This window comes from Streptomyces sp. NPDC004838 (assembly GCF_053600955.1).
On sequence record NZ_JBSGAW010000037.1, the window covers coordinates 1 to 25036 of the forward strand.

At 69.4% G+C, this 25036-nt stretch carries 23 protein-coding genes, 1 tRNA gene, 1 pseudogene and 2 CRISPR repeat arrays; of the genes and pseudogenes, 13 read left to right on the forward strand and 12 right to left on the reverse strand.

Features of this window, described 5'->3' with window-relative positions; translation table 11 throughout:
• Nucleotides 1-203 precede the first annotated feature (203 nt).
• Nucleotides 204-974, reverse strand: a complete 771-nt coding sequence (locus ACWEFL_RS31710; RefSeq protein ID WP_451719314.1) for an ABC transporter ATP-binding protein — start codon at nt 972-974, stop codon at nt 204-206.
• Nucleotides 975-1434: 460 nt separating this feature from the next.
• Between ACWEFL_RS31710 and ACWEFL_RS31715 the strand changes: the two genes are divergently transcribed.
• The 3 genes from ACWEFL_RS31715 (at nt 1435) to ACWEFL_RS31725 (ending at nt 2794) form a co-directional block, all read left to right on the forward strand.
• Nucleotides 1435-1517: transfer RNA gene (locus tag ACWEFL_RS31715), tRNA-Leu, on the forward strand.
• A gap of 284 nt (nt 1518-1801) precedes the next feature.
• Nucleotides 1802-2299, forward strand: a complete 498-nt coding sequence (locus tag ACWEFL_RS31720) for a GbsR/MarR family transcriptional regulator (protein ID WP_451719317.1) — start codon at nt 1802-1804, stop codon at nt 2297-2299.
• A gap of 66 nt (nt 2300-2365) precedes the next feature.
• The gene (locus ACWEFL_RS31725; RefSeq protein WP_451719320.1) at nt 2366-2794 is read left to right on the forward strand and encodes a hypothetical protein; all 429 of its coding nucleotides are present in this window, start codon (nt 2366-2368) and stop codon (nt 2792-2794) included.
• Here ACWEFL_RS31725 and ACWEFL_RS31730 read toward each other — a convergent pair.
• Nucleotides 2781-3638 (reverse strand): MerR family transcriptional regulator, encoded by an 858-nt coding sequence (locus ACWEFL_RS31730; RefSeq protein WP_451719323.1) that lies wholly within the window; start codon nt 3636-3638, stop codon nt 2781-2783. The two genes, ACWEFL_RS31725 and ACWEFL_RS31730, sit on opposite strands and share 14 nt — an antisense overlap.
• A gap of 43 nt (nt 3639-3681) precedes the next feature.
• Between ACWEFL_RS31730 and ACWEFL_RS31735 the strand changes: the two genes are divergently transcribed.
• Nucleotides 3682-4176, forward strand: a complete 495-nt coding sequence (locus ACWEFL_RS31735) for a DUF6194 family protein (RefSeq protein ID WP_451719326.1) — start codon at nt 3682-3684, stop codon at nt 4174-4176.
• A gap of 440 nt (nt 4177-4616) precedes the next feature.
• Here the strand turns inward: ACWEFL_RS31735 and ACWEFL_RS31740 are convergent, their stop codons facing one another.
• Nucleotides 4617-5570, reverse strand: coding sequence for an alpha/beta fold hydrolase (locus tag ACWEFL_RS31740; protein WP_451719329.1), 954 nt, complete (start codon nt 5568-5570; stop codon nt 4617-4619).
• Nucleotides 5571-5759: 189 nt separating this feature from the next.
• Here ACWEFL_RS31740 and ACWEFL_RS31745 point away from each other — a divergent pair, with 189 nt between their 5' ends.
• Nucleotides 5760-6707: a helix-turn-helix transcriptional regulator gene (locus tag ACWEFL_RS31745; RefSeq protein ID WP_451719332.1), complete on the forward strand. Its 948-nt coding sequence runs from the start codon at nt 5760-5762 to the stop codon at nt 6705-6707.
• Nucleotides 6708-6986: 279 nt separating this feature from the next.
• Nucleotides 6987-7109 (forward strand): hypothetical protein, encoded by a 123-nt coding sequence (locus ACWEFL_RS31750; RefSeq protein ID WP_451719335.1) that lies wholly within the window; start codon nt 6987-6989, stop codon nt 7107-7109.
• Nucleotides 7110-7300: 191 nt separating this feature from the next.
• A CRISPR array of direct repeats spans nt 7301-7574; the repeat unit is 29 nt.
• A gap of 104 nt (nt 7575-7678) precedes the next feature.
• On the opposite strand, the gene ACWEFL_RS31755 is transcribed toward ACWEFL_RS31750, so the two are convergent.
• Nucleotides 7679-7990, reverse strand: coding sequence for a DUF4429 domain-containing protein (locus ACWEFL_RS31755; RefSeq protein WP_451719338.1), 312 nt, complete (start codon nt 7988-7990; stop codon nt 7679-7681).
• Between the two features lie 284 nt (nt 7991-8274).
• Nucleotides 8275-8394: pseudogene (locus ACWEFL_RS31760) on the reverse strand (NUDIX hydrolase); the annotation flags it as partial.
• Nucleotides 8395-8873: 479 nt separating this feature from the next.
• Nucleotides 8874-9329: direct repeats of the CRISPR family, unit length 29 nt; unit sequence CTGCTCCCCGCGCCTGCGGGGATGGTCCC.
• A gap of 455 nt (nt 9330-9784) precedes the next feature.
• Here ACWEFL_RS31760 and ACWEFL_RS31765 point away from each other — a divergent pair.
• The 3 genes from ACWEFL_RS31765 (at nt 9785) to ACWEFL_RS31775 (ending at nt 13708) form a co-directional block, all read left to right on the forward strand.
• On the forward strand, nt 9785-11035 hold the full coding sequence (locus tag ACWEFL_RS31765; protein WP_451719340.1) for a helix-turn-helix domain-containing protein: 1251 nt from the start codon (nt 9785-9787) through the stop codon (nt 11033-11035).
• 665 nt (nt 11036-11700) lie between these two features.
• On the forward strand, nt 11701-12564 hold the full coding sequence (locus tag ACWEFL_RS31770) for an SAM-dependent methyltransferase (protein ID WP_451719343.1): 864 nt from the start codon (nt 11701-11703) through the stop codon (nt 12562-12564).
• Between the two features lie 241 nt (nt 12565-12805).
• Complete coding sequence (locus ACWEFL_RS31775; protein ID WP_451719345.1) at nt 12806-13708, forward strand: Bax inhibitor-1/YccA family protein; 903 nt, start codon at nt 12806-12808, stop codon at nt 13706-13708.
• A gap of 145 nt (nt 13709-13853) precedes the next feature.
• Here the strand turns inward: ACWEFL_RS31775 and ACWEFL_RS31780 are convergent, their stop codons facing one another.
• Nucleotides 13854-14084, reverse strand: a complete 231-nt coding sequence (locus tag ACWEFL_RS31780; protein WP_451719347.1) for a DUF4287 domain-containing protein — start codon at nt 14082-14084, stop codon at nt 13854-13856.
• Between the two features lie 98 nt (nt 14085-14182).
• Here ACWEFL_RS31780 and ACWEFL_RS31785 point away from each other — a divergent pair, with 98 nt between their 5' ends.
• Nucleotides 14183-14509, forward strand: coding sequence for a hypothetical protein (locus tag ACWEFL_RS31785; RefSeq protein WP_451719349.1), 327 nt, complete (start codon nt 14183-14185; stop codon nt 14507-14509).
• A gap of 219 nt (nt 14510-14728) precedes the next feature.
• Here ACWEFL_RS31785 and ACWEFL_RS31790 read toward each other — a convergent pair whose 3' ends face one another.
• The 3 genes from ACWEFL_RS31790 to ACWEFL_RS31800 form a co-directional block, all read right to left on the reverse strand.
• Nucleotides 14729-15589 (reverse strand): hypothetical protein, encoded by an 861-nt coding sequence (locus ACWEFL_RS31790; RefSeq protein ID WP_451719470.1) that lies wholly within the window; start codon nt 15587-15589, stop codon nt 14729-14731.
• Between the two features lie 592 nt (nt 15590-16181).
• Nucleotides 16182-17402: an acetyl-CoA C-acetyltransferase gene (locus ACWEFL_RS31795; RefSeq protein WP_451719352.1), complete on the reverse strand. Its 1221-nt coding sequence runs from the start codon at nt 17400-17402 to the stop codon at nt 16182-16184.
• Between the two features lie 520 nt (nt 17403-17922).
• Nucleotides 17923-18927 (reverse strand): SGNH/GDSL hydrolase family protein, encoded by a 1005-nt coding sequence (locus tag ACWEFL_RS31800; RefSeq protein WP_451719472.1) that lies wholly within the window; start codon nt 18925-18927, stop codon nt 17923-17925.
• Nucleotides 18928-19053: 126 nt separating this feature from the next.
• On the opposite strand from ACWEFL_RS31800, the gene ACWEFL_RS31805 reads away from it, so the two are divergent.
• Complete coding sequence (locus tag ACWEFL_RS31805; protein WP_451719354.1) at nt 19054-20454, forward strand: cystathionine beta-synthase; 1401 nt, start codon at nt 19054-19056, stop codon at nt 20452-20454.
• A 723-nt stretch (nt 20455-21177) separates the two neighbouring features.
• On the opposite strand, the gene ACWEFL_RS31810 is transcribed toward ACWEFL_RS31805, so the two are convergent.
• Nucleotides 21178-21600 carry a hypothetical protein gene (locus tag ACWEFL_RS31810; protein ID WP_451719357.1) on the reverse strand — a complete coding sequence of 141 codons (423 nt, stop codon included), beginning with the start codon at nt 21598-21600 and terminating at the stop codon, nt 21178-21180.
• A 678-nt stretch (nt 21601-22278) separates the two neighbouring features.
• Between ACWEFL_RS31810 and ACWEFL_RS31815 the strand changes: the two genes are divergently transcribed.
• The gene (locus ACWEFL_RS31815; RefSeq protein ID WP_451719360.1) at nt 22279-23115 is read left to right on the forward strand and encodes a MurR/RpiR family transcriptional regulator; all 837 of its coding nucleotides are present in this window, start codon (nt 22279-22281) and stop codon (nt 23113-23115) included.
• 142 nt (nt 23116-23257) lie between these two features.
• Nucleotides 23258-23818: a hypothetical protein gene (locus ACWEFL_RS31820; RefSeq protein WP_451719363.1), complete on the forward strand. Its 561-nt coding sequence runs from the start codon at nt 23258-23260 to the stop codon at nt 23816-23818.
• Nucleotides 23819-23953: 135 nt separating this feature from the next.
• Here the strand turns inward: ACWEFL_RS31820 and ACWEFL_RS31825 are convergent, their stop codons facing one another.
• Nucleotides 23954-24328 (reverse strand): hypothetical protein, encoded by a 375-nt coding sequence (locus ACWEFL_RS31825; RefSeq protein ID WP_451719366.1) that lies wholly within the window; start codon nt 24326-24328, stop codon nt 23954-23956.
• 138 nt (nt 24329-24466) lie between these two features.
• Nucleotides 24467-24895: a roadblock/LC7 domain-containing protein gene (locus ACWEFL_RS31830; protein ID WP_451719369.1), complete on the reverse strand. Its 429-nt coding sequence runs from the start codon at nt 24893-24895 to the stop codon at nt 24467-24469.
• Nucleotides 24896-25036 lie beyond the last annotated feature (141 nt).

The following is a 25036-nucleotide window of genomic DNA, read 5'->3' on the forward strand; positions in this document are numbered from 1 at the left end:
TAGCTCTTGGCCGACTGGTTGCGGAAGGCGTTGCCGAGGGTGTCGGTGAAGATGAGGGTGCCGGAGACGAAGGCGACGCCGAGCATCACGGCGAGGACGGTCATCAGGAGCCGGGCCTTGTGCGCGAGCACGTTGCGCAGGGCGGTACGGAACATGTCAGTGAGTCCTGTGGTGGGGGCCGGGGGTCTGCGGGGCGGCCGGGGTCAGCTGGTGCGGCCCTTGGCGTCGAATGCCTTCATCCGGTCGAGGACGCCGTCGGCGGAGGGGTGGAGCATCTCGTCGACGATCCGGCCGTCGGCCAGGAAGATGACGCGGTCGGAGTAGGAGGCGGCGACGGGGTCGTGGGTGACGATGACGACGGTCTGGCCGAGTTCGCGTACGGAGTTGCGGAGGAAGCCGAGGACTTCGGCGCCGGAGCGGGAGTCGAGGTTTCCGGTGGGTTCGTCGCCGAAGATGATCTCGGGCTGGGAGGCGAGGGCGCGGGCGACGGCGACGCGCTGCTGCTGGCCGCCGGAGAGCTGGGTGGGCCGGTGGCTGAGGCGGTCGCGGAGGCCGACCATGGCGATGACGTTGTCGAGCCACTGCTTGTCGGGCTTGCGGCCGGCGATGTCCATGGGGAGGGTGATGTTCTCCAGGGCGGTCAGGGTCGGCAGGAGGTTGAACGCCTGGAAGATGAAGCCGATCTTGTCGCGGCGGAGCTGGGTGAGCTGTTTGTCCTTGAGGGAGCCGAGTTCGGTCTCTCCGATGCGTACGGAGCCGGAGCTGAAGGTGTCGAGTCCGGCGACGCAGTGCATGAGGGTGGACTTGCCGGAGCCCGAGGGGCCCATGATCGCGGTGAACTCGGCCCGCTGGAAGTCGACGGTGACCCGGTCGAGCGCGACCACCTGGGTCTCACCCTGTCCGTACACCTTGGACAGATCCGTGGCGCGGGCGGCCACGGCGGTGGCGCGGTGTGCGAGGGGCGTGGTGGTCACGAGGGAACACTCCTGTTCTGCGTCGCGTTCGGGGACGTTCCCATCCTCCCGGCCGCCGAGCCCCCGATCGTCAGTCCCCGTGCCCGTTCCCAGGGCCCTCTTTGGGCGGACCGCCCCGGCCCTTCCTCCTCCTCTGGTATGACGGAGCCCCTTAGCCCGGGCGCCTTTGGGGGGAGTACGGGAACGGCTCGCGCGAGCCCTTCTCGAGCTCCGGCGTGAGCCCGCGCGCCCTTCGTCCACGCGGCTCGCGCCGGGGTGAGGGTGGGTGCGTCGAGTTTCCGTCAATCGCGTGATGTCGTGAGGGTGACCACCTGTCGGGACATGTGCCCCTACGCGCCTTTCACCAGGGCTGACGCATCCTCAAGTGGCAATAAAATAAGACAACATCGGGCCATAGCCCGCCAGGTCGGGGGATCTACCCGGATAGGGTCGTGGACTTACGCGCGGAGCCACACACCTGGCCCGGATGGTGGAACGTAGACACGGCGAGCTTAAACCTCGCTGCCCTTCGCGGGCGTGCCGGTTCGAGTCCGGCTCCGGGCACTCGACGGTGCCCGAGGTTCGGCCGGAAAACGTTGAACCCGAAATCGTTCAATGAGTGTATCTGGTATCTATCCGCGCCGCACGCAAATCTCCCGAAGTCGTGTCACTCGATTGGGTGATCTACCCCTTCGATGGCCCCGGTTCTGCCCCTTTCGCGCCCTATCGGCCTCGGGTTCGGGCCCCTGGTGGGGCGTGTGCTCGCCGCCGAGTGGGGTACTGGGTCAATCGCTGACTGAGATGACACAAATCTGTGTCATTTCAGTCATCAATGCTATGGTTGCGACGTGCCGCATGACAGTCACCTGATCTTCGCCGACCACGTCGGCCGCTTCTACGCACGTCAGTACGGCTTTCCACCTATGGCCGGACGTCTGCTCGGGTACCTGCTCGTCTGTGATCCGCCTCAGCAGACGATCGACGAGTTGAGCGAGGCCCTGCTGGCGAGCCGGAGCGCGATCACCGGCGCGGTCAAGTTGCTGGAGAGCTATGGGATGGCGCGACGGGCACGCACTGCCGGTGAACGGATGGACCGGGTGCGGCTGGATCCGGCGAGTCAGCAGCCGAAGAACTTCGACTCCGCGGTCCACCAGGAACACGCGGCTCTGTTCCGGGAGGGGCTGGCTCTGCTGGCGGGCGCTCCGCCGGAACGCCGCGCCGTACTGGAAGAGATGGTCGCGCTGGCCGACTTCCTCGCCGAGCGGCTGCCCGCTCTGCTGAAGGAGTGGCATGCGCATCGGGACGCGCTTCAAGCATCAGGAGCCTTGCCCACCCCCGGCGAGTAGCCACGGGAGGCCCGCCGGCCCCAAGCCCGCCGGCCCCGCCCAAGACCAGGAAGAGGGTGCCACGCCATGACTGACTCCGACCTGTCCGCACTCCGGGAGCGAGCTGAGAAGGGTGATCCGGACGCTACGGACGAACTCATCGAACTCGCGGCGGAGCGGGGCGATGTGGGCCAGCTGCGACGTCTGGCCGACGGAGGGAACGCCACCGCGGCGGACCAGTTGATTGAACTCGCGGCGGAGCGGGGTGACGTCGGCGAATTGCGGCGCTTGGCCGACTGCGGCAACGGCGCGGCGGTGGACCACTTGATTGAACTAGCCGCCGAACATGGCGACTTGAGCGACTTGCGGCGCCTCGCTGATGGGGGCAATGGCACGGCGGCGGACCAGTTGATCGAACTTGCCTCCGAGCAAGGCGACCTGGACGAGTTGCGACGCCTCGCCGACCAGGGCAACACCACTGCGGCCGAACAACTCGCGGAACTCACCGCCGAGTAGGCGCGCCGCCGACGCGCCCCGACGCGCTGGAGTAGCTCGCGGCGTCGGGCGGGTCGGGGTGGTCCGTCTGTTCGTGCGCGTTGAGCGTGGTCTCGCGGTCCGAGGGGCGCGCGGCCCTGTGACGCGAGATGAGGTCGGCGATGTCGGTGCCGGCGCGGAGTAGCGCGTCTGAGCGGGTGGCGATCGTCCGGAGTCGGTCGTGGAGCGCGTCACGGGCGTCGTCTGCGTGGCTGACCGCACGGATTGACTCCATGACTGCTTGCACTGCGGGGATCCGGTAGCCGCCTGCGCGGAGCGCAGCGACGATCCGTGCCTCTTGGATCGCGGCGAGCGGATAGCTCCGCGCGTTGAACCGTGTGGTTCGTTCCGGGGTGACGAGGCCCTGCTGCTCCCAGAAACGGAGTGTGGACGAACGCACGCCGAGCGCGGCCGCGAGTTCGCTGATGCTCATCGCATCGGCAGATGTCGGGGGCGCAGCGCGGGCATCGTCTTCGACGATGCTGTCCAGTGCCCGCAGAGCGGCGATGGTGTCGTCACGGGACCGAGCCAGCTTGACATGGAGCGCGACGACTCGCGCGATCGCCTCGTCGTGCGGGAGCTGGCGTGCTTCTCGCATGGTGTCGCGGGCGAGGACCGGACCGACAGCGACGGCCAGTTGCCGGTAGGCGCGCAGCGCCGTGAGGTGCTCGCGTCCGAAGCGACGGTAGCCATTCGGTCGCCGGATCGCGGGAGGGATCACACCGAGCCGTTCGAGGTCGCGAACCTGCTGTGCGGAATAGCCTGCGGCTGCGGCCAGGCGACTGGTCGTATAGGCGTCGGGCGCGGACGCGATGACCCCATCCATGACGCCAACCCTCCATAAGCACTTCAAGGTCACACTTGAACCCATGGCTATGGAACGGATTCTCTCAGAGGCCAGAAGCTACGCCGGTGTGCTGGAGCTTGCTCCCCGAGCAGGGAGCGAGCATCCCGAGATCTCCTGGGGTGACTTCTTCTTCTACTACGCGCCTGACGGCGAGGTTCCCCGGAACCGGCAGCCCTACGCGACGATCGTCACGAAGGATTACCCCGACGACACCGGCTCGCGACTCGATGCGCCCGATCGGTGGCGTTTGAACATCCACGTCGGGACACAGCTCTTCACCGATCTCGTCGGATACCCGCCTGAGTCGATCGAGGGGTCGGCTGTCGACTTCAGCGCGACGGACGTGTTCCTTCCGCACCCGCTCTACGGCGCATACGGGTGGGTCGCGGTCGTGAACCCCGGCCTCGCGACAACAGCTCGCGCGCTGGAGGTGCTCCATGAGGCGCACCTCGCCGACCAGCGCCGCGTCGTACGTCGAGAGGGCCGAGGCGGCGCGAACGCGGCGCAGGACGGATGAGCCCCGGCGTTCATCGCAACGCACCGCACCCGCAGCGCGGCGACATGACCGCTCGTCCCAGGCGGATCGGCAAGGTGTGATCACATGTGGTGGCCGGTCCCGCCGGTCCCGCCGGTCCCGCCGGTCAATCCGATTCCGGCGCCGTCGTAGCCACGTTTTCAGCTTGTACATGCGAAGAACGGGCCGGAGGGATTTCCCTCCGGCCCGTTCGGGTTCTCCGTACCGCTTTCAGATGCCCCGGCGGGGTACTGGAAGAGTGGCGGCTCGGCCGCTGCCTCGCTGTGCCGCTGTTCCCCGTGAGTCCGCCCTCGGCTTGCCGTACGGCCGGGTGGCTGTGGCTGTGGTCGATCAGGCGGTGGCGGCTGCTGCTCGGGCCTCGATGGCAGAGGGATTCGCACACTGCTCCACGACTCGAAGAGCTTCAGGCGACACGAACCGGATCACGAGCCACTGGTGGCGTCCTGCTGCTCCAGCCACTTCATCATCACTTGGTTTGTCTCTTCCGGCCTTTCCTGCTGGATCCAGTGACCGGAATCCAGACTGACCACTTCCACATTGGGCACGAACTCTGCCAGATTTTCAGACCTCTGGACCGTATCCCGGTCGCCGTAGATCATGAGTGCGGGCTGCTGGATGATCGGGTCCACGTCCGCCAGCAAGTGCCAGTTGCGGTCGAGGTTTCTGTACCAATTCACACTGCCCGTGAACCCGGATGATTCGAAGGCGGAGACAAGAACGGCCAGTTCGCTGTCGCTCATCACGGGCTCACCGAGCGGTGTTTCCGCCCTGGCGAGATCGATCAACGCCATACCCGGCTGAGGTGCCTTGGGGGGCTCGTTCTTCCGGTACAAGTTGCGAAGGAACTGGAATGTGTTTTCTTCGAAGACGGCGTCCGCGACGCCCGGCTGCCGATTGAAGTGGACGAAGTAGAAGTCGCCGCCGAGCACGGCTTCCATGAACTCGATCCAGGGCTGCTCTCCGCGCTCCTGGTAAGGAAGGCTGAGGTTGATCACCTTGTTCACACGGCTTGGGTGCAACAGGGTCAGCCCCCAAACGACCATCGCACCCCAATCGTGACCGACAAAGGTGGCGTCTTCGTATCCGAAGTGATCGAGAAGCGCGACGAGATCACCCGCCAGGTGCTCAAGGTCGTAGTCTGTCACCTCAGCCGGACGGGATGAATTGCCGTAACCTCGCTGGTTCGGGACGATGACATGGTAGCCCGCTGCGGCGAGGGCGGGAATCTGGTGACGCCAGGAAAAGGCGTGCTCCGGCCAGCCGTGACAGAGCACAATGGGCTTTCCTGCGTTTTCTCGACCTGCTTCGAAGACTTCAAGTTCCACACCGTTGACTGAAATAAGGGTGGGCTTGGGGAAATCGGTTGGATTGAACATGGCATTTCCTCTCGATCTTTTCGGGGTGTTTCAGGCGGCGAAGGTTCCCGAAGACAGCGTCAGCGCACCCCGGACAGGGCGAGGGTCGACACGGTCGTGGATGGTGGGACTCGTCGGTGAGGCCATGTCGCCATCTTGGGGACCGAAACAGGTCACCCCGTGACCGGTTTATGTGAAAATGTTGCCCACATGCGAACCGACCGGCTGGTGGCCATCCTCCTGCTGCTGCAACGGCGCGAGCAGGTGACAGCGGCAGAGGTCGCCCGGGAGCTGGAGATCTCCGAGCGCACCGCCCGCCGCGACCTCGACGCTCTGGCCATGGCCGGGGTGCCCGTGTATTCCATGCAGGGCCGAGGCGGCGGCTGGCGGCTCGTGGGCGGTGCCCGCACCGACCTGTCCGGGTTGACTGCGAGTGAGGCCCGCGCCCTGTTTCTGGTCGCCGGCCCGGCCTCGGCTGCGACGCCGGCGGTGAAAGCAGCTCTGCGCAAGCTCGTCCACGCCCTGCCGGAGCCCTTCCGGGGGCAGGCCGAGGCAGCAGCGTCGTCGCTGGTCAGGGACCCGCAGCGATGGGGGTCGAATCGGGTCGAGTACCCATCGCCTCGCTTCCTCGACGAACTCCAGGACGCGGTGATCCGCGGCGTCCAGGTGCGGCTCGGCTACGTCGACGGCGAAGGCGCCGAAACCGAGAGAACCGTCCACCCGCTGGGCATCGTCGCCAAAGGTCCGTCGTGGTACCTCGTCTCCAACACCGAGGCCGGTCGGCGGACCTTCCGAATCGACCGCGTGTCGTCCGTCGACCCGACCGACGATCCCGTGCACCGCCCCGAGGACTTCGACCTTGCCGCGAGCTGGCGCGAGATCGCCGACGAGGTCGAACGCAGGCGAACGCCCCTCGAGATCCAGGCGGTATGCGTGCCCCACGGGATAGGCAAGCTCCGGATGGTGCTCGGCGATCGGCTCCAGGTGGGAGGTTCCACGACCGACGGCCGTATCGAGGTCGTGATCCGCGGCTACAACGAGTACGCGCTCGCCGGCGAGCTTGCCGGGCTGGTCGAATGGATCGAGGTGACCGGCCCTCCGGGTGTACGAGACCACCTGGCCTCGATCGGCGACGCGCTCGTCGAGCGATACGGCTGAGACCGTACCCATGGTGTCGAAGCGCGGATCTTGGAGGCGTCCTCGCGGAAAGCGGGCTGGTCGGCTACACAGCCAGTTGACCAGCACGCCGAAACTGCCATGCTCCGTGAGAATCCCGCCGGAGACGTCTCAGCCGAGCTGACGCACCACAGCCCGGAGCCCACACCCCCACCGTGATCGATGGGGCACCCGATCCCTCCAGATCCGATCCCCGATCCCAAGGCTGCCCGCCCGCGACCCGAGTCTCACGCAGACCTGACACCTCGCAGGTCAGGTCTGGTGCTCTGGAACCTGCACTACAACTACCACCGACCCCACGGCGCCCACGACGGCCAGCCTCCCGCATCGACCGCTCCGGTCGGCGTGAACAACGTGCTGGCCTCGTACTATGAGTGCGGCTGAGAGTGGCGGGTGTCCATCGTGATGGAGGCTCGTCGGCAAGCTACGGGCGGTCGGGAGCCCGGCTGGAGTGGAGTATCTCGACGCGGCGGTATCGGCAGATGACGAGTGAGTTGGATATGCGCAGATTGCCGGAATCGATGAAAGTGCTCGAAAACTACGCCCGCCCTACCTAAGATCGCAGGTCACCGAGTCTGCTCCCCGCGCACGCGGGGATGGTCCTGTCACCCGGACTCCCCTTTCCACCCGAGGACGCTGCTCCCCGCGCACGCGGGGATGGTCCCCGGCTCGGGACATACGCCCATCCACCGTCGATCTGCTCCCCGCGCACGCGGGGATGGTCCCGGGCCGGACCTGTGGTTCAACGATGTCCGCCACTGCTCCCCGCGCACGCGGGGATGGTCCCCGGCCCAGGCCCTCGTACTCCTGGAACAGGCACTGCTCCCTGCACACGCGGGGATGGTCCCTCTGGGGAGAGACAGGATGGGATTCTCCGAGACTGCTCCCTGTGCACGCGGGGATAGTCCACCGGCCGCCGCTCGGCTATGCGGGCGACGGCTGCTCCTCGGTGGTCACGTGCTGACGCCGCGGGCTTGCTCCACCGCGGCCACCAGCTCGGCCGCCGCCGCGTTGGACCGCCGGGGAATCGACAGGCTGTGCGGATCGGTGTGCGGCGGTCGGCCCCCATGCTGCAGCCCTCTTAATTCGGGGGCCGGAGGCGAACCGGGCAGCACGAACTGTATATAGCCGTGGAACGCCCAGTTCGCAGGCTTGAGCCGGGTCTCCGTGACGTCAGCAGCCTTGATCCGGACCTCCCAGTCCCGCTGGAGTAACTCCTTCTTGGTGATCGTGATCCACTCGCCGTCGAACTCGATGCTGCTCATCACGCCTCTGACCCTCATGTCGCCCCCGGACAGCTTGAGTTGAGGAGGCCGATTTTAGTGGCAGCACGTTCAGAGCGTCCCATGCCGGCATCGGGCAATTGCTGCTCTCTGCACGTGCGGGTACGGTCCTGTCGGGGCCAACATCGGCTCCGCGACGGTGGCCTGTTCCCCGCGCACTCGGCGTGTCCCCCGAGTCCCGTACTGCCCGCTGAGGCGGAGCTCCCCCTCATGACTCTCCGCCCCGTGCCCCTCTCGCTTCGGCGGAAGGGGCACGGTTCTGTCGGTCAGCCCAGCCGACGGTGATGCAGCATCAGCAATGCGGCTGACATGTTCGCGGCAGGGACGTCACCGCGGGCGATCAGGTCCGGGACCCGCTTGAGCGGCACCCACTCGCGGCGCGCAGACCCCGATGGTGTGGGGTGTGCCGCGTGCGGGCGGGTCGAGGTGGCCCGTCCGCACGCGCGCGTTGAGCATGATCTCGCTGTCCGAGGGGCGCGCGACACTGTAGTGACGGCTCTCCGCCGTGCTCGGTCCGGGCGTACGAGCGGTGCGCCTCCATCTTCCGCTGTACTGAAACCGGATGCCGCGTACTGACGGGCGATCGCTCCGGCCGTGGCGCCGGCTGTGTTGCCCTGTGAGGTTGGGAAATGTGGTACTGCCAGGTGCTGAGTTCGTATTACGGCTACGGCTGAGTACAGGGGGCGTCCGTCGTGATGGATACTCGTCAGCGAACTTTGAGCGGCCGGGAAGCGGGCTGGAATGGAGCATCCTGACGCGGCCGCAGGGGCAGACAAGAATTGGTTGGGATATGTGTAGATTGCCGGAATCGACGAAAGTGCTCGAAAACTACGCCCGCCCTACGTAAGACCGCAGGTCACCGAGTCTGCTCCCCGCGCCTGCGGGGATGGTCCCCCCCGCCCCCGCCGCTGCTTCTGGACTGGCGGCTGCTCCCCGCGCCTGCGGGGATGGTCCCACCGTCGGGCTCCGGTTCGTCCCCGGCCCCCGCTGCTCCCCGCGCCTGCGGGGATGGTCCCACGCCCGGAAGGGTGCCGGTGTGGCCCCTGGACTGCTCCCCGCGCCTGCGGGGATGGTCCCGGGGCGGTGAACGCCCAGACCCCGGTGCCGTACTGCTCCCCGCGCCTGCGGGGATGGCCCTGGGGTGACATGGCGAAGCACACGCGCACCCGCCTGCTCCCCGCGCCTGCGGGGATGGTCCCGAACTAGTCGCCAACGCGGTCGTCCACGGCTCCTGCTCCCCGCGCCTGCGGGGATGGTCCCCATCCCGTACACCGCGTACCCGACGATCCCGACTGCTCCCCGCGCCCGCGGGGATGGTCCCGCCAAGTCCCAGATCCAGCTCTGGGGAGGTCTCTGCTCCCCGCGCACGCGGGGATAAGCCGGGCCCGAAACGTCCGGCACACGGCTTGCCCGGCTCCGGCTAGTGTGAGCGCCGAGCGCCCCCGACCTTGCCGTCGTCGCCGACGGAGTCGGGGGGTTCGCCCAGCTCCGGGGAGGGGCGTTCGTCCCCGGACCTGTGTCGCGAACTCGTCGCGGACAACGCTGTGACCAGCGCGGCCTGTGTCGGCGACGGGGTGAAGACGGTCTCCGTATCGGCGACAGGGTCCGGGGTCCAGGCGGCGTCCATGTCCGATAGCTGTGGACCCAGATCAACTCCGCTGCGTACGCGAACGGTTGCACCGCAGGAAGGTACCGGCCGCATGCGTCTCACGCGGCATGGCCGCCACGAGTACCTTCTGATGGAGGCTCAATCCCACGGAACAGGACGTGCCGGGTATGCCGTACGAAGAAGAGCAAGAGGCCATCGGACGCCGGATCAAGCGTCGGCGGCTCCGCCTTGGGATGGCGCAGGCGGACCTCGGAAACGCGATCGGGAAATCGCAGGGCTGGGTATCCCGTGTCGAGAAAGGCCGTTTGGAGCTGGACCGGGCCACGCTGGTCAACTCCATCGCCGCTGCGCTGCACTGCCACCCGAACGACTTGATAGACCGTCCGTACACCGGTACCGCTACGGACAATCAGTGGCCGCAGGCCGCGGCAGCCATCCTGCGGGAGCTGCGCCGCTATGACCTAGCACCGATCTTCGACGGCGTTCCCAGACCGGCGGAGAAGCTGTGGCTCGAAACCGAGCGGCTCCACCGGCTGCGGGACGCGGCTGCCAATACGGCGATTATCAGGAGTCTCCCGGATCTGTTCCGCGAGGCCCGTGCTCTGGCCGAGGTGTCCACTGGCCGCGAGCGGGAGGAGGCGTGGGCGATCTACGCTGTGCTGGCCAAGTTCGCGCACACCGCCGCTCACGCACTCGGCCATGTGGAGCTGATCACCCTGTCCTGCGAGCGGGCAGTGTGGTCGGCGCAGCTCTCCGGCGATCCGCTGATGCCCTCCGTAGCGGACTGGATGCGGGTGTGGGACATGTGGGCGACCGCCGCCTGGGACGACGCCGTAACCCTTTCCGACAAGGCTATTTCCACCGCGCAGGATGCCTATGACCGGGGCGACCCGCTGGCCATGCGCGTATGGGGGGCGGGGCAGCTTCGGGCGGCCGTCAGCTTGGCGAGGGCGGGCCGCAGGGAGGAGACGCGGGACCGGATCCGCCTCGCCCGCGAGGCCGGGGAGCGCCTCACCACGTACGCCGGACCCCAAGTATTCGACCGGTACTCGCTGAACTTCTCCGACGGCAACGTCGCGATCCACGCCATTTCGGCCGCGCTGGAACTCGGCGACCAGATCGAGGCCATCGACCTGGAGCGCCGGACCGACCCGCAGTTGTTCGCCCGGCTCCCGAATTCTCGCAAGGGGCACCACCACATGGACATGTCGCGCGCCTGGCTGTGGAACGGCGACCGGCGAAAAGCGCTCGGGGAGCTGCGGTTGGCCGAGTCGTTGGCCCCCCAACTGGTGCGCAATCACCCCATCGCCAGAGCTACTCTGCGCCAGATCGTCTACGCCGAGAGGGCCTCCACGCGCGAGCAACTGCGGGGGATGTCAAGCCGATTTCACCTTGATGACCAGGGGCTATTCGGCTGATGCATACTGAGCGGTGATCGCGTCACTACGGTCTGTGGCATGACCGAAGGACGCCGCACCTCCCAAGACCGCCGCCGCCGACGCTTATTGGCCGACGCCGCTTCCGGTACCTGCTGGGAACCCCAGCGCGGAGACCTCGCCTACGACACTGACCGGTCTGCCGTCGGTGTCGTGGTCGCACTGCCGGAGGATATGGGCACCACCACTTATCAACTCAGGCCCGAAGGCGGGGGCGAAGGCTGGACCGCCCCGCTCTGCCGCTTGGAGCCGCCCCTCGCACCAGCCACCGAGCCCCGACCGCCCACGGACGGCTCGCCCACTTTGCGTCGGGAAGCTGCGGGATGAGCGCGGGGAGTACATCAGCCCAGGAGTGGGATGGATCTCCGGTGCGGTCGGGCCTGGTGTGGCCTCCGTGCTCCTGTGGACAGCCGGTGTGTCCGGACGCGCCCACCGCCGACGTGCCACCAGTGCGGCAGGAAGTGGGGCGGGACTTGCCTGAGGGCGTACGGGAAACCGACCCCCTCCCCGGCGCGCCGGGCCTAATGCCCGGCTCTGAAGGGGACGGGTTCCCGGCGGCGGGCTGCGACCCCTCTGCCCTGCACCCGAACCACCCTGGACGCCGAGCACGCCGGACCCGGCGGGTCGAAGCGATCGGGAGGGGCGCAGTGACGACCCCGGCCTTTCCACAGCCGCTGTCTCCGGTCATCGACGGACTCCCGGCGAACTGGGCCGCCCTCGCGCATCCGGCCCGCGTCTCCGACGCTCTCCTCGGCGGCGGTGACAGTTATCCGGCCGACGAGGCCCTGGCCCGTCTCCTGACCCTGGCCGCGCCCTGGACCGGGACGGCGGCCCGGATCAACCGTGCCCACGGCGCGCTGACCACCGCGTATCTGGCCCGGCAGGGGATCAGCCAGTTCCTCGACCTCGGCTGCGGATACCCCACACCACCGGGACGGGATGGACGCCCACGCACACCCGACACCCACGAAGCCGCCGCATGCGGTGTCAGGGGCGTGAACCCGGTGGTCGTCTACGTCGACGGCCACCCCGTTGTCGCCGCCCACGCCCGCGCCCGCCACACCGGACCACCGGCCTCCATCCACGTCGTCCACGGCGACATCGCCACCGGCCTCGACCAGATCCTCACGGCACCCGAACTGGACGCCTTCGACCTCACCCAGCCCATCGCCGTTCTCCTCCACGACGTCCTGCCGTGCATCCCCGACGACCAGACCGTCGACCGGACCCTGACGACACTGCGGCACTGGCTGCCAGCCGGTAGCGCGCTCTCTCTCACCCATGCGACGGCGGACCTGCGCCCACAGGAGTCGGCCGCCGTCACGGAGCAGTACGCGAGCGCCGGGATCGCGTACCGGCCACGCGACGAGACCGCCGTCGGTGCCCTGCTCGGCGACTGGACCCGCCTCGGACCCGGCATCGTCCCCACCGGCCAATGGCACCCCGACCACCCCCAGGCACAAGAGCCCCCTCATGTGTCCGCCGCCTACGCGGGTGTCGCCCGCCGGTGAAATCGGGTCGCGCCCGGCCCCGCACGCGCGGGGACGGTCCTCGCCCCGCGCCCCCGGCCGGGGCCGGTGCCACGGGCGGGTTATGGACACCGGCGCATGGTGGCGGAACCGTGAAACCGCCGGATACCGCGTATGGAAAGGGTCACGATCCGGAAAGATCCTCCGCTAGCACGAGGGCCGAAGCTTTGCTCTCCTATTACTCTTGACGCAAGGCCGCGCAAGGTGGCCATGGAGGAGTGAGATGAGGAGCAGTAACCCGGTCTTCTCGCGACGGGGGTTCAGCCGCGACAACGGCATTGCGGGCTTCAACGCGCAGCCGCAGGCCGGGGGCCCCGCCGCAGGTACCAGCACCGTAGGAACCAACCCTTACGCCCAGGGCACCGGCAACCCGTACGCGACCAACCCGTACGCGCCGACGGCCGACACCCAGACCACCGGTGTGCCGGCACCCGCGCGGCCCAACGTGATGACGATCGACGACGTCGTGTCGCGTACCGCGATGACGCTCGGCACGGTCGTCCTCACCGCTGTCCTCTCCTGGGTCCTGCTGCCCGTCGACGAGGCCAACATCGGCAAGTCGTACGGCATCGCGATCGGCGCGGCCCTGGTGGCCATGGTCCTGTCGTTGATCCAGGCGTTCAAGAGCAAGCCGGTTCCCGCGCTGATCCTGGCGTACGCGGCCTTCGAGGGCGTCTTCCTCGGAGTCATCTCGAGCGCCGTCAGCACGTACGTCAGCGCCGGCGTGGTCCCGCAGGCGGTCCTGGGCACCATGTCCGTCTTCGCCGGCGTGCTCATCGCGTACAAGATGCGCTGGATCCGCGTCACCCGCCGTTTCTACGGCTTCGTGATGGCCGCCGCCATCGGTTTCATGCTGCTGATGGCGGTCAACCTGCTGTTCGCCGTCTTCGGCGGCGGTGACGGCCTCGGCTTCCGCAGCGGCGGTCTCGGCATCCTGTTCGGCGTCATCGGCATCATCCTCGGCGCCTGCTTCCTCGCCCTCGACTTCAAGCAGGTCGAGGACGGCATCACCTACGGCGCTCCGCGCGAGGAGTCCTGGCTGGCCGCCTTCGGCCTGACCCTGACCCTGGTCTGGATCTACCTGGAGATGCTGCGCGTCCTGTCGATCCTCCAGGGCAACGACTAGCACCAGCGCACGCCGGTGCGTCAGCGTTGACCAAAAGGGCTGACGAAAGTCTGACCGAGGACGTCTGACCGAGTACTGACGAAGGGCCTGCGAGGCATATGCCTTGCAGGCCCTTCGGCGTCGTGAGACCTCGGTTTCGGACGACCTACAGGAGTTTCCGTGCGGCACGCCTCAGGTCGTACTCATGGATGATCGCTTTGGCGTGGCCGTACGAGAGATTGTGCTCGCCCCGCAGCCAGCTGACCTTCTCCTCGAAGCGGAGGAGGGCCGGTCCTTCCTCGACGGTGTGCAGCCAGTCGGAGATTTCACGACCGGTGCAATGGGGGATTCGGGAGAGCAGATTTCGATGGGTCTCTTCGGAGAAGACTTGGGACATCGGCGCCTCCGGACGCGTTGCGCGTGTGCTCCTTCACGCCACCGTGCCTGAGCGTTCGCGTATTGGCAACACTCAGTGGGGTGTGCATAGGGTGCGATGTGCTCGATACGAATGCGCTCCTCACCGCCGTGGATCACTTCGCCGACCGGTTGCGGGCGGCCCCGCAGAGCCGTCTCCAGCGGGGTGCGGCCGCGGAGGGGCTGGGGCTGGCCAGGGAATTGGCACTGCGTGCCCAGCGGATCGAGACGCCGGACCGGGCGGCGATGACGATGCCGGACGCCGGGATGTTCGCAGTCGCGGATCAGCTGACCGTGGCCGGGACGGATCTGGCCGAGGCGCTGAGAACCGCCCCGTTCTCCGGTGCGCCGGAGCTGGACGAGGCCGTGCGGTTGATCCTTGAAGCGGAGAAGCGGGCGTTTTCCTAGCCTCTGGGGGCTGGTGACGACGCCTGGGGGCCGTTCCCGAGTGCCCGAGTGCGCCGGGGCCGGATTCCGCGGTGCGGGGCCAGGGAGTCCCTCGGCGGGTCCGGCGTATTCAGGGTGCGTCAGGGGTGCGCCAGCGGTACGTCAGGGGCGGATCGCCGGGTGGATCTCCGGCGGGTCCGGGGGTGTGGAATGAAGCTCCGGATTCAGCGCGGTATGGATCTAGATCGACGCTATGACACGGTCCGCCAGTATGTAGACCGTCTCCTCGCCGCAGACGAACGTCAGCGCGTACGCGCCCGAGACGGTCGAGCCGCCCAGCAGCACCGGGGCGTCCCCGTCGCGCAGCGCCTGCGCCAGCCGCTCCGCGGTCTCGCGGTGGCCGGGGGTCATACAGAGGGTCGTACCGTCCACGAAGACGTACACGTCGAGCGTGCCGAGCGGACCGGGGCGTACGTCCGAGAGCGCGGTCCGCGCCTCGGCCAGCTCCTCCAGCCGGGACACGGTCCGCTCATGGTCGGTGACCACAGGCGTCTGGACCGGTACGAAGTCGGGGTGCGAGGGGTGCCGGCGGCGGGCCGCGGCCAGTTCGGGGGAGTCCTCGGCGAACTCCGGCGACTCGGGGAGGTCGGTCATGTCCTCGATCGCCTCCGCGATCTCGAAGTCGACGGCTTCCAGGCCCGCGAAGTCGGCCTGGCGCGGGACGTAGTACGGCAGTTCCTCGCCCGGCGCCGACAGGCCGCCCACCAGCGGCAGGGGAGCCTCGCCGCCGAGCCTGGCGGTGGCGTCCGCGGCGTCACGGGACTCCTGCGCGGCCCAGAAGGCGCGCGCCTCGGCCAGTTCGCGCTCCCGCTCCTCGGCGAGCGCCTCCGCGACCGCGGCGCGTATCTCCGCGGCGGGGGCGGGGCGTGCCTGCGGCACGGTGGCGACGGCTTCCCCGCTCTGCCCGGTGTGCGCGGCGGTGGCGGCGAACAGCTCGGTGCGAAGAGCGGTGATCTGCTTACGGAGTCTGAGTGCGGCATACAGGGCGACGACGCCCACGGCCGTGGCAGCGGCCGTGGTCAGCAGCAGGGCAAGAAACATGGCGCTCACTGACGTACTCCCGGTTTCATTCGACACACCCCGAACTTCCTACATCAGCTTGCGGGGGACCTGGCCGTTCTGTCAGTGCATTACGTCACGAAATGGACAGGACTTTTGTCCCAGCGTTTACGGGGAGATGGGCGCTGACCTGCGGAAACGATTCTCCCCCAGGGCGTAGATCACATCCTGGGGGAGTTTCGGTCACGACTTGAGATCGTACGCGAAGGCGAGACGGCCCCCGCTCACTTGAGCCGAACGCCTCCATTCGGCCGTGTGTGACCGATCGTTTTCGGCGGGGGCGCGGGGCGGGGCGGGGCGCGGCTGCGCCGCGGGGTTCGTGGCCGGTCGCCGGCCGGCACCGGTCCGTTGCGGGCGGGTGGGTGCGGTGTTCGTGGCCGGTCGCGGGTCGCGTGCACCCGCGTGGGGGTGCACGGCCTGCGGCCGTGTCCTCAAGCGCCGGACGGGCTGAGTTTTGGTTCCGTCACTGCGCCTCGGCTCAGCCGCACGGCGTTGTTGGTCGCGCTGGGCTTCGGTTCCGTTGCGGGCGGGTGCCGTCCTCGTGCCTCGGACGACCCCCACCCTCCACTGCACCTCAGCTCAGCCGCTCGATGATCATGGCCATGCCCTGGCCGCCGCCCACGCACATCGTCTCCAGCGCGAACTGCTTGTCGTGGAACTGGAGGCTGTTGATCAGCGTGCCCGTGATGCGCGCGCCGGTCATGCCGTACGGGTGGCCGACCGCGATCGCTCCGCCGTTGACGTTCAGCTTGTCGATGTCGATGCCCAGGTCCCGGTACGAGGGGATCACCTGCGCCGCGAACGCCTCGTTGATCTCGACCAGGTCGATGTCGTCGATGGTCAGCCCCGCGCGGGACAGCGCCTGCTTCGACGCCTCCACCGGGCCGTACCCCATGATCTCCGGGGAGAGCCCCGAGACACCGGTGGACACGATCCGGGCGAGCGGGGTCAGCCCCAGCTCGCGCGCCTTGGTGTCGCTCATGATCACCAGCGCGGCGGCGCCGTCGTTCAGCGGGCAGCAGTTGCCTGCGGTGATCAGGCCGTCGGGGCGGAAGACCGGCTTCAGGCCCTCGACGCCCTCCAGGGTCACGCCCGCGCGCGGGCCGTCGTCCTTGGTGACGACCGTGCCGTCCGGGGTGGTCACCGGGGTGATCTCGCGCTCCCAGAAGCCGTTCTCGATGGCCTTCTCGGCGAGGTTCTGCGAACGTACGCCGAACTCGTCCATCTCGCGGCGGGTCACGCCCTTGAGACGGGCCAGGTTCTCCGCCGTCTGCCCCATCGCGATGTACGCGTCCGGCAGCAGGCCGTCCTCGCGCGGGTCGTGCCAGTTGTCCACCCCGCCCTCGGCGACCTTCGCGGTACGGGCCTGGGCCTCGGCGAAGATCGGGTTCTGCGTGTCCGGCAGGCCGTCGGACGAGCCCTTGGCGAAGCGGGACACCATCTCGACGCCCGCCGAGATGAAGACGTCGCCCTCGCCCGCCTTGATGGCGTGCAGCGCCATACGGGAGGTCTGGAGCGACGAGGAGCAGTAGCGGGTGATCGTGCAGCCGGGGAGGTGGTCCATCCCCATCTGTACGGCGACGATCCGCCCGAGGTTGTACCCCTGCTCGCCGCCCGGCAGGCCGCAGCCCAGCATCAGGTCGTCGATGTCCTTGGGGTCCAGTCCGGGGACCTTGGCCAGCGCGGCCTGAATGATCGTCGCGGTCAGGTCGTCCGCCCGCAGATCCTTGAGGGAGCCCTTGAAGGCCCGGCCGATGGGGGAGCGGGCGGCGGAAACGATGACGGCTTCGGGCATCACGGCTCCAGAAGGAGATGAGGGCTGGTGGACAGGGTGGAAGCTACCTCTAGGTAAGCACGTGGTCACGGGAGTCGGAGTGCGACCGCTCCCTCAATTCTAAGCGGGCGCTCAGTTTTTGGCGCTGTGGGTCTCCGCGAGGATCCACAGGGCCCGCCGAAGGGCCCCCGACCCTTTCGCGGCCTCGTGAGCGCCGGTCTGTACGGGGAGGTAGGGCGCTCACCCCGGCCCCAAGCGCACGGCGTACGCGTACGGCGCACGGCGTACGCGTACGGCGCACAGCGCACGTGTGCGGCGCACAGCGCACGTGTACGGCGGACGGCGTCCGGACTGTCCGGAGGCCGTGGCTCACGGGCGGCTCACGGGTGGCTCACGCGGGGTTCACGGCCCCGCGTGCCCACGGCCCCACGGCCCCACGCCCACGTGCCCACGTGCCCACGGCGATGACCGGACCAGGGCCGAGCCTGCGCCCTGGCCCGGCCCATGCCGTCAGGGGCCGCCGCCGCGCCGTCAGGGGCCGTCAGCGTGGCGTCGCCTCCGACGGAGACGGCTCCTCGGCTTCCGTGGCCGTCGTCGGCTCCACCGGGAGCCGCCGGCGCCTGCGGTGCTTCAGCAGGGCCCAGGGAGCACGGGCCGCCGTGACCTCCGTGCCCGCCTCCTTCGCCGCCGTGGCCGCCGCCTTCGCCACCGGGAGGATGTCCTCGTCCCGCTCGGCCTCCAGCCGGTCGGCCTCCGGCCACAGGCCCAGCGCCGCGCACATCGTGGGCAGCATCGCCATCGCGGCCGTCGCGTACCCCTCCGCGGAGGGGTGGTAGTTGTCCATGCTGAACATCTCGCGCGGATTCGCCGCGAACTCGGGCCCCAGCAGATCGCCCAGCGACACCGTGCGCCCGCCCTGCTCCACCGTCACGATCGTCTGCGCCGCCGCCAGCTGGCGCGACGCCCGCCGTGCCAGCCACCGCAGCGGCTGGTACACCGGCTCGATCGTGCCCAGGTCGGGGCAGGTGCCGACCACCACCTCGGCGCCCGCCGTACGGAGCCTGCGCACCGCGGCGGACAGATGACGGACGGACTCCGTAGGCGGAATCCGGTGTGTCACGTCGTTCGCGCCGATCATGATCACGCAGACGTCCGGCATCCGTGACGTGTCCGAGAGCAGCTGTGTCACCTGTCGCTCGAGGTCGTCTGACCGCGCCCCCGGCAGTGCGACATTGCAGACGTCCACGGGCCGCTCGGCCACCGCCGCGAGCCCGGACGCCAGCAGCGCCGCCGGGGTCTGCCCGGCCCGCCGTACGCCCTGGCCGGCCGCCGTGGAGTCGCCCAGAATGCCGAGGGAGATCGGATCCTCGCGCCCGAAGGCCAGCCCGTGCAGACCGTCACCGCGCGGCGGCACCGGCGCGATGCCTCCGCCGACCGACCGCTTCGCCAGTTGGACCTCCGCCAGCAGCAGTCCGACCGCCGCCACTCCGACCAGACCGATGCTCCCGCCGCCATAGGCCGCGCCCGCCGCGATACGCCGCGCCACTCTCGCCCTCGACACCGAGCGACCTCCTCTCATCAAGAGCTGACTGCCCAGTAGCGGCCGTCGCCCAATCCCGTCCATGTCCGCATACTCTTGCCGCATTCACTACGGAGATCCCGGAGAACAATTGTGCGCTTCCACAACTCGATGATCAGTCTTGTCGGCAACACGCCGCTGGTGAAGCTGAACAGTGTGACCGCGGGCATTCCGGCGACGGTCCTGGCCAAGGTGGAGTACTTCAACCCCGGCGGCTCGGTGAAGGACCGCATCGCCCTGCGCATGATCGAGGCGGCCGAAGCCAGCGGTGCGCTTCAGCCGGGTGGCACGATCGTGGAGCCGACCAGCGGAAACACCGGTGTGGGGCTGGCGATCGTGGCTCAGCAGAAGGGCTACAAGTGCATCTTCGTCTGCCCGGACAAAGTCTCCACGGACAAGATCAATGTGCTGCGCGCGTACGGCGCCGAGGTCGTCGTCTGCCCCACCGCCGTCGATCCGGAGCACCCCGACTCGTATTACAACGTCTCCGACCGTCTCGTTCGCGAGACCCCCGGAGCGTGGAAGCCGGACCAGTACTCGAACCCGGACAACCCCCGTTCGCACTACGAGTCCACCGGCCCCGAGCTGTGGGACCAGACGGACGGAAAGATCACCCATTTCGTCGCGGGCGTGGGCACCGGGGGCACGATCTCCGGCACCGGCCGGTATCTGAAGGACGTCAGCGGCGGCGCGGTGAAGATCATCGGCGCGGATCCGGAGGGCTCCGTCTACAGCGGCGGCTCGGGCCGCCCGTATCTGGTCGAGGGCGTCGGCGAGGACTTCTGGCCCAGCGCCTACGACCGTACGGTCACGGACGACATCGTCGCCGTCTCCGACAAGGACTCCTTCCAGATGACCCGCCGCCTCGCCAAGGAGGAGGGACTGCTCGTCGGCGGCTCCTGCGGCATGGCGGTCGTCGCGGCGCTCCGCGTGGCCGAGGGCCTCGGGCCGGACGACGTGGTCGTCGTACTGCTCCCGGACAGCGGCCGCGGCTATCTCTCCAAGATCTTCAACGACGAGTGGATGGCGGACTACGGCTTCCTGGAGGACGCGGGCCCGTCGGCCTCCGTCGGCGACGTCCTGCGGCACAAGGAGGGCGGCAAGATCCCCAGCCTCGTGCATATGCACCCGGAGGAGACGGTCGGCGAGGCGATCGAGGTCCTGCGGGAGTACGGCGTCTCCCAGATGCCCATCGTGAAGCCGGGGGCCGGTCACCCGGACGTGATGGCCGCCGAGGTCATCGGCTCGGTGGTGGAGCGGGAGCTGCTGGGGGCGCTCTTCACCCAGCGCGCCTCCCTGGCCGACCCGCTGGAGAAGCACATGAGCGCGCCGCTGCCGCAGGTCGGCTCGGGCGAGCCGGTGGCGGATCTGATGAGCGTTCTCAGCGATACGACGGCTGCGGCGGACGCGGCGATCGTCCTGGTGGAAGGCAAGCCGACGGGTGTCGTGAGCCGTCAGGACCTGCTGTCGTTCCTGGCGGGCGGCGCAAGCTGAGCGGTTACGGCGATCGCCGTCGCGGCCCGTGCGGTTACGGCGGGTCCGGCGGGTCCGGCTGCGGCGGGTCTTTCTACGGCGGTCCGGCTGCTGACGGCCGCTGATCCTGCCGCCGGGGCCGGACCGGACCGCGCCGGAAGCCGCAGTTCCCGTCGGCGGCCCGGCCCGGCCCTCACGAGCTCACTCGGCCCCTGGCGGGCGGTGACGGGCGGTGGCGGGCCGGTTTCGCCTCATTGGGTACGTGCGCGATTGGTACGTGCGTGTCACATGCGCGCAGCATCGGCTTAACACGCGTCCCGCAGAGTGGTGGATGTCGGCACGGCGAACCGGGCGGGGACCCCGGCCGGCACCACAGGCGGCGTCTTGGACTCCCGGAGCGGCTCCCGGACCCGACGGCGCCCGGACGCGGACCGGCCGTCACCCGGACCGTGTCCCACGCGGGGACCGCCGCCGTCCCGCCCTCCGGTCGGCGGCCGGAGGTGCGGCGGTCCTCGCGTCACCCGCGCCACTCCGTGCCGGTCGCCCATGCCGTCGCACGGGCCGCAGCGCATGGCACCAGGCCCTGGCCGAACCCCTGGCCGCACCGATCCGCGCGGCTCGGCTCCGGACGTGGCTCGGCACCGGTTGCGGCTCGGCACCGAGACCACGCCCCACGCCCGGCTTCCCGGCCTTCCGGCTGTCCGACCCTCCCCGGTCCCGGGTGCCGCCCCCCGTCTCTGCGGCTCAGTCCTCCCAGTCGGACTTCTCCTTGCTCCTGCTCCGCCGCCACGGCAACCAGCCGCCCGCGTGCACCACGTTCACCCCGACGATGCCCACCCAGGTCACAATCAGGCCCGAGATGCCGGCCTGGACCACGCCGATCGCGGAGAGCGGCACCGCGAGGATCATCGAGATGATGGCGAAGCCGAAGCGCTCGCCGAAGTTCGGATCGGTGACGTGGCTCGGCGGGCGGGCGCCGCGGGCGACCACCATCTGCTGCTCGGCGAGCTGGCGGCGGACACGCCGGTCCACTGTGCCGTCGAGGCGCTGCTCGACCTTCTCCAGGAAGGATTCGACAAGCGCGGACTCGTACTCCTCGCCCAGCTCACGGCGTGCGTGGAGGGTGGCGTCGAGTTCTTTCTTCAGCTCAGGATCGCGGGCTTCCATAACCCCTCACGCTAGGGCCGCGGGCACGCCCCGTCAGTGGGGGTAGCCCCACTCTTTCCCGCCGGGCTACCCGGAAAGGCCCCTTACGGGACAGTCCTTGGATTCCTGTCCGTCCGAGGGCTTCCGAGGCGCTCGGGTACCGGCTGCCCGGATCGACTGCCCTTGCCCGGCTGCATATCGTCATGCAGAGTTCTGGGTGGCTGAATAACTTGTCGATGCCCCGGGGTGAAGCGCTGGTCACGGGTGCCCGCGCGGCGAGACGCCTGGCCGGGAAGGGAGGTGCTTCGCGTGCTGTCGACCCGCATCGTGGGCTCACCCGGCCCGGTGAGCCCGGACGTGACCACGAGAGCGACCGGCCCCGTCGTCCTCGGCGACGACAGCCTCCCGGCCGGGAACCCGTCGCGGCGGTACGCACGCGGGCCCCGCGCCCGCAGGCCCCGCGCCCCCAGCCGGGACCGGAGCCGGAGCCGGGGCCGGAGTCGGCACTGCCCGCCGGCACCGCCTTCGCGCGGGCGGGGAACGTACAGGACGGCTCGTTCGCCGACCGCCCGCTGACCGATGATGTGACTTGCGGCCGACACGCCGCGCGCCCGGCGTAGACGGTGTACTCGGCGCACCCGAGGCGTCCGGCCTACCCGAAGTGCTCGATGTTCCAACGAGAGGGACGAGAGGGACGGCATGACCGACAGCCCCGCCGCACGGCTGCAGCAGCTCTTCGAGGGGCACCGGCTCACCCCCACCCAGCGGCGGATCGCCCACAGCATGGTCCGCCGCGCCGCCGACGTGCCGTTTCTGTCCAGCGTCGAGCTGGCGGAGGTCGCCGGGGTCAGCCAGCCGTCCGTCACCCGCTTCGCCGTCGCGCTCGGCTTCGACGGCTATCCGGCGCTCCGCAGACATCTGCGGGAGATCGCGCCCCCGGAGAGCGCGACGGCCGAGGACCTGCCCAACGAGTACCAGCAGGCGGTCTGGGCCGAGATCGAGAATCTGCGCCATCTGGCCGAGCTGCTCGCCGACCCCGCGCCGCTCGTGCGCGCGGGCGGACTGCTCGCCGCCTCCCGCCCGCTGCCCGTCCTCGGCCTGCGGGCCGCGGCCTCGCAGGCCCGCGGTTTCGCGTACTTCGCGGGCAAGGTCCATCCGGATGTGCGGCTCCTGGACGAGGGCGGCACCCTGCTCGCCGACCGTATCGACGACGCCCGTCACGCCGGCGCGACGGCGCTGCTCTGCTTCGCGCTGCCCCGCCACCCCAAGGAGGTCGTGGAGGCGCTGGTGTACGCGCGCGAGGCCGGGCTGCTGGTGGTGACGGTCGCGGACTCCGCCTTCGCGCCCGTCGCGGGCCACAGCGACCTGCTGATCCCGGCCGCCGTCGGCACCGGTCTCTCCTTCGACACTGCGTGCGCGCCGATGCTGCTGGGGCGGGTGCTGCTGGAGGCGATGTGCGACGAACTGCCGGACGCGCAGGCCCGGCTGGAGGAGTTCGACGCGAGGGCGCAGGCCCGCGGCCTCTTCGCGGAGTAGCCGCCTCTACGAGTAGCCGCCTCTACGTGGACCGGCCTTCCGTTCCGGCGGCCTTTCGGGCCTTTCCCGGTCTTTCTCAGACGGCCTTAAGAAAATGCCGCTAATCTCCGCGCGCAACGGAACCTGTGAGAGGAGTACGGACGTGGGGCGCGGGGCGCAGTCGCTGGTGAGAGTGGCGGTGGTCGTACGGGCCGGGGCGGCGCCCCTGTGGTGGCTGGGGCTGTCGGCCGCCGCGATCGGCGCTCTGGTGCCGGGGCTCACCGGCCGCCGTATCGGTCTGCTCGCCGGGGCGGCGCTCTTCATCGTCACGGCCGCCGTGACGGCCGTCGTACGCCGTGGCCGCTATACGCACCTTGCCGGGGCGGCCACGCGCGCCGGGCGCACCGACGTCCTCCAGGACCGCACGGTGACCCTGCGGAGCTGGCGGCGGGCCCACCGGTGGTGGCTGCTGCTCGCGTTCCTCGCGGCCCTCGGCAGCTCGTTCGTGCTGCCCGCCGCGGGCGGCGCGCTCCTCGCGGGCGTCGGGGCCGGGCTGTGGGCGAAGGCGCTCTGGCTCGGCCGCCGTGAACGCGACGACGAGACCCTGCTCTGGCTCCGTACGGACTGGGCCTCCGCCGGGCCCGTGAGCAAGCACGTCAAGGGGTTCCGGGCAACCGGGATCGCGGCCGGCGACGCCGCGCCCGGTGGGGCGCGGCGTCGATGACCCGGATCCGTGGCGAGGCCGTTCCGCGGTGAGACCGGTGGCCCTGAGAGGCTGTGACCAGCCTCGGGGCGGTGCCTCAGCGACCTCGGTCACAGCGGCCTCGGTCTCAGCACGGAACGGCCTCGGCGAGAGGGCTCAGACCTCCAGCTCGGCCTCGATCTTCTTGAGCTGGTGGCGGGCCATCGCCAGGTTCGACCGGTTCTTGTCGAGTGCCAGGTAGAGGAAGAGCCCGTCCATACCGCGGCCCTTGAGCAGCCGGATCAGGTGGTACTGGGTGCCCAGGGTGATCAGTATGTCCTCGATGCCGTCCTTGAGCCCGAGCTGTTCCATGGTGCGCACCTTGGCGCGTACCACGTCGGTGTTGCCCGCCGCGGCCACCGTCAGGTCGAGGTCCTTGCCACCGCCGATGGTGCCGAGGGCCATGCCGCTGGTGTAGTCGACGAGGGCCGCGCCCAGCGCGCCGTCGATCGACGAGGTGGCTTCCTTGAGAGCGGTTTCGGTATTGGCCATGAGAGGCGTACTTCCCTTCGTACTGCTTGATCTCGTGCGTGAGGGTTTGGTGTTTCGGGACGGAGTTGAGGTCCGTCCGGTGGTTCGGGACGGACTCGGAGTCCGTCCGGTGGTGCGTGTGGGGGTGGCGTTCGTGGGTCAGGAGGGCTCCGGCCGTTCGAGGACCCCATCGACCAGTTCGCCGATGCGGCCGCCCGAACGCCGGGCCTCCAGATGGAGCCGGCCCACGTTGACGCGTGGTCCGGCGAGCAGGGTGAGGACGGCCGACGAGCCCGCCGCGTACGTCGCGACATAGCCCCGGTCACCCCGGACGAGGAGTTCGCGGAAGCCGCCCTGTCCGGTGGCCTCCGTCAGCCGTGCGGAGACGCCGAGCGCGGCGGCGGTCAGCGCGGCGACGCCTTCCGCGTCCCCGGTGTCGGACGCCAGTATCAGCCCGTCCGTGCTGGCGGCGAGCGCGCCGGTGAGCTGTGGCATCCGCACGCGCAGCCGCTTCAGTTCGGCGAGCACATCGGCTTCGGCCGACATGAGCTGTCTCCTCTCGGCCCGCAGCCTCAACGCGCGCCTCATGGTGTGCGGACCGTGCTGCAAGGGGTGTGGTGGTGGGCGGGGCGGGGCGTCACAGGGGTGCCTCCAGTGCGTCGCGGATCCGGCGGAGCAGCGCGGTGTCCGGTGGGGACATCGGCCCCAGGCCCAGGGGGCCCGGACCGG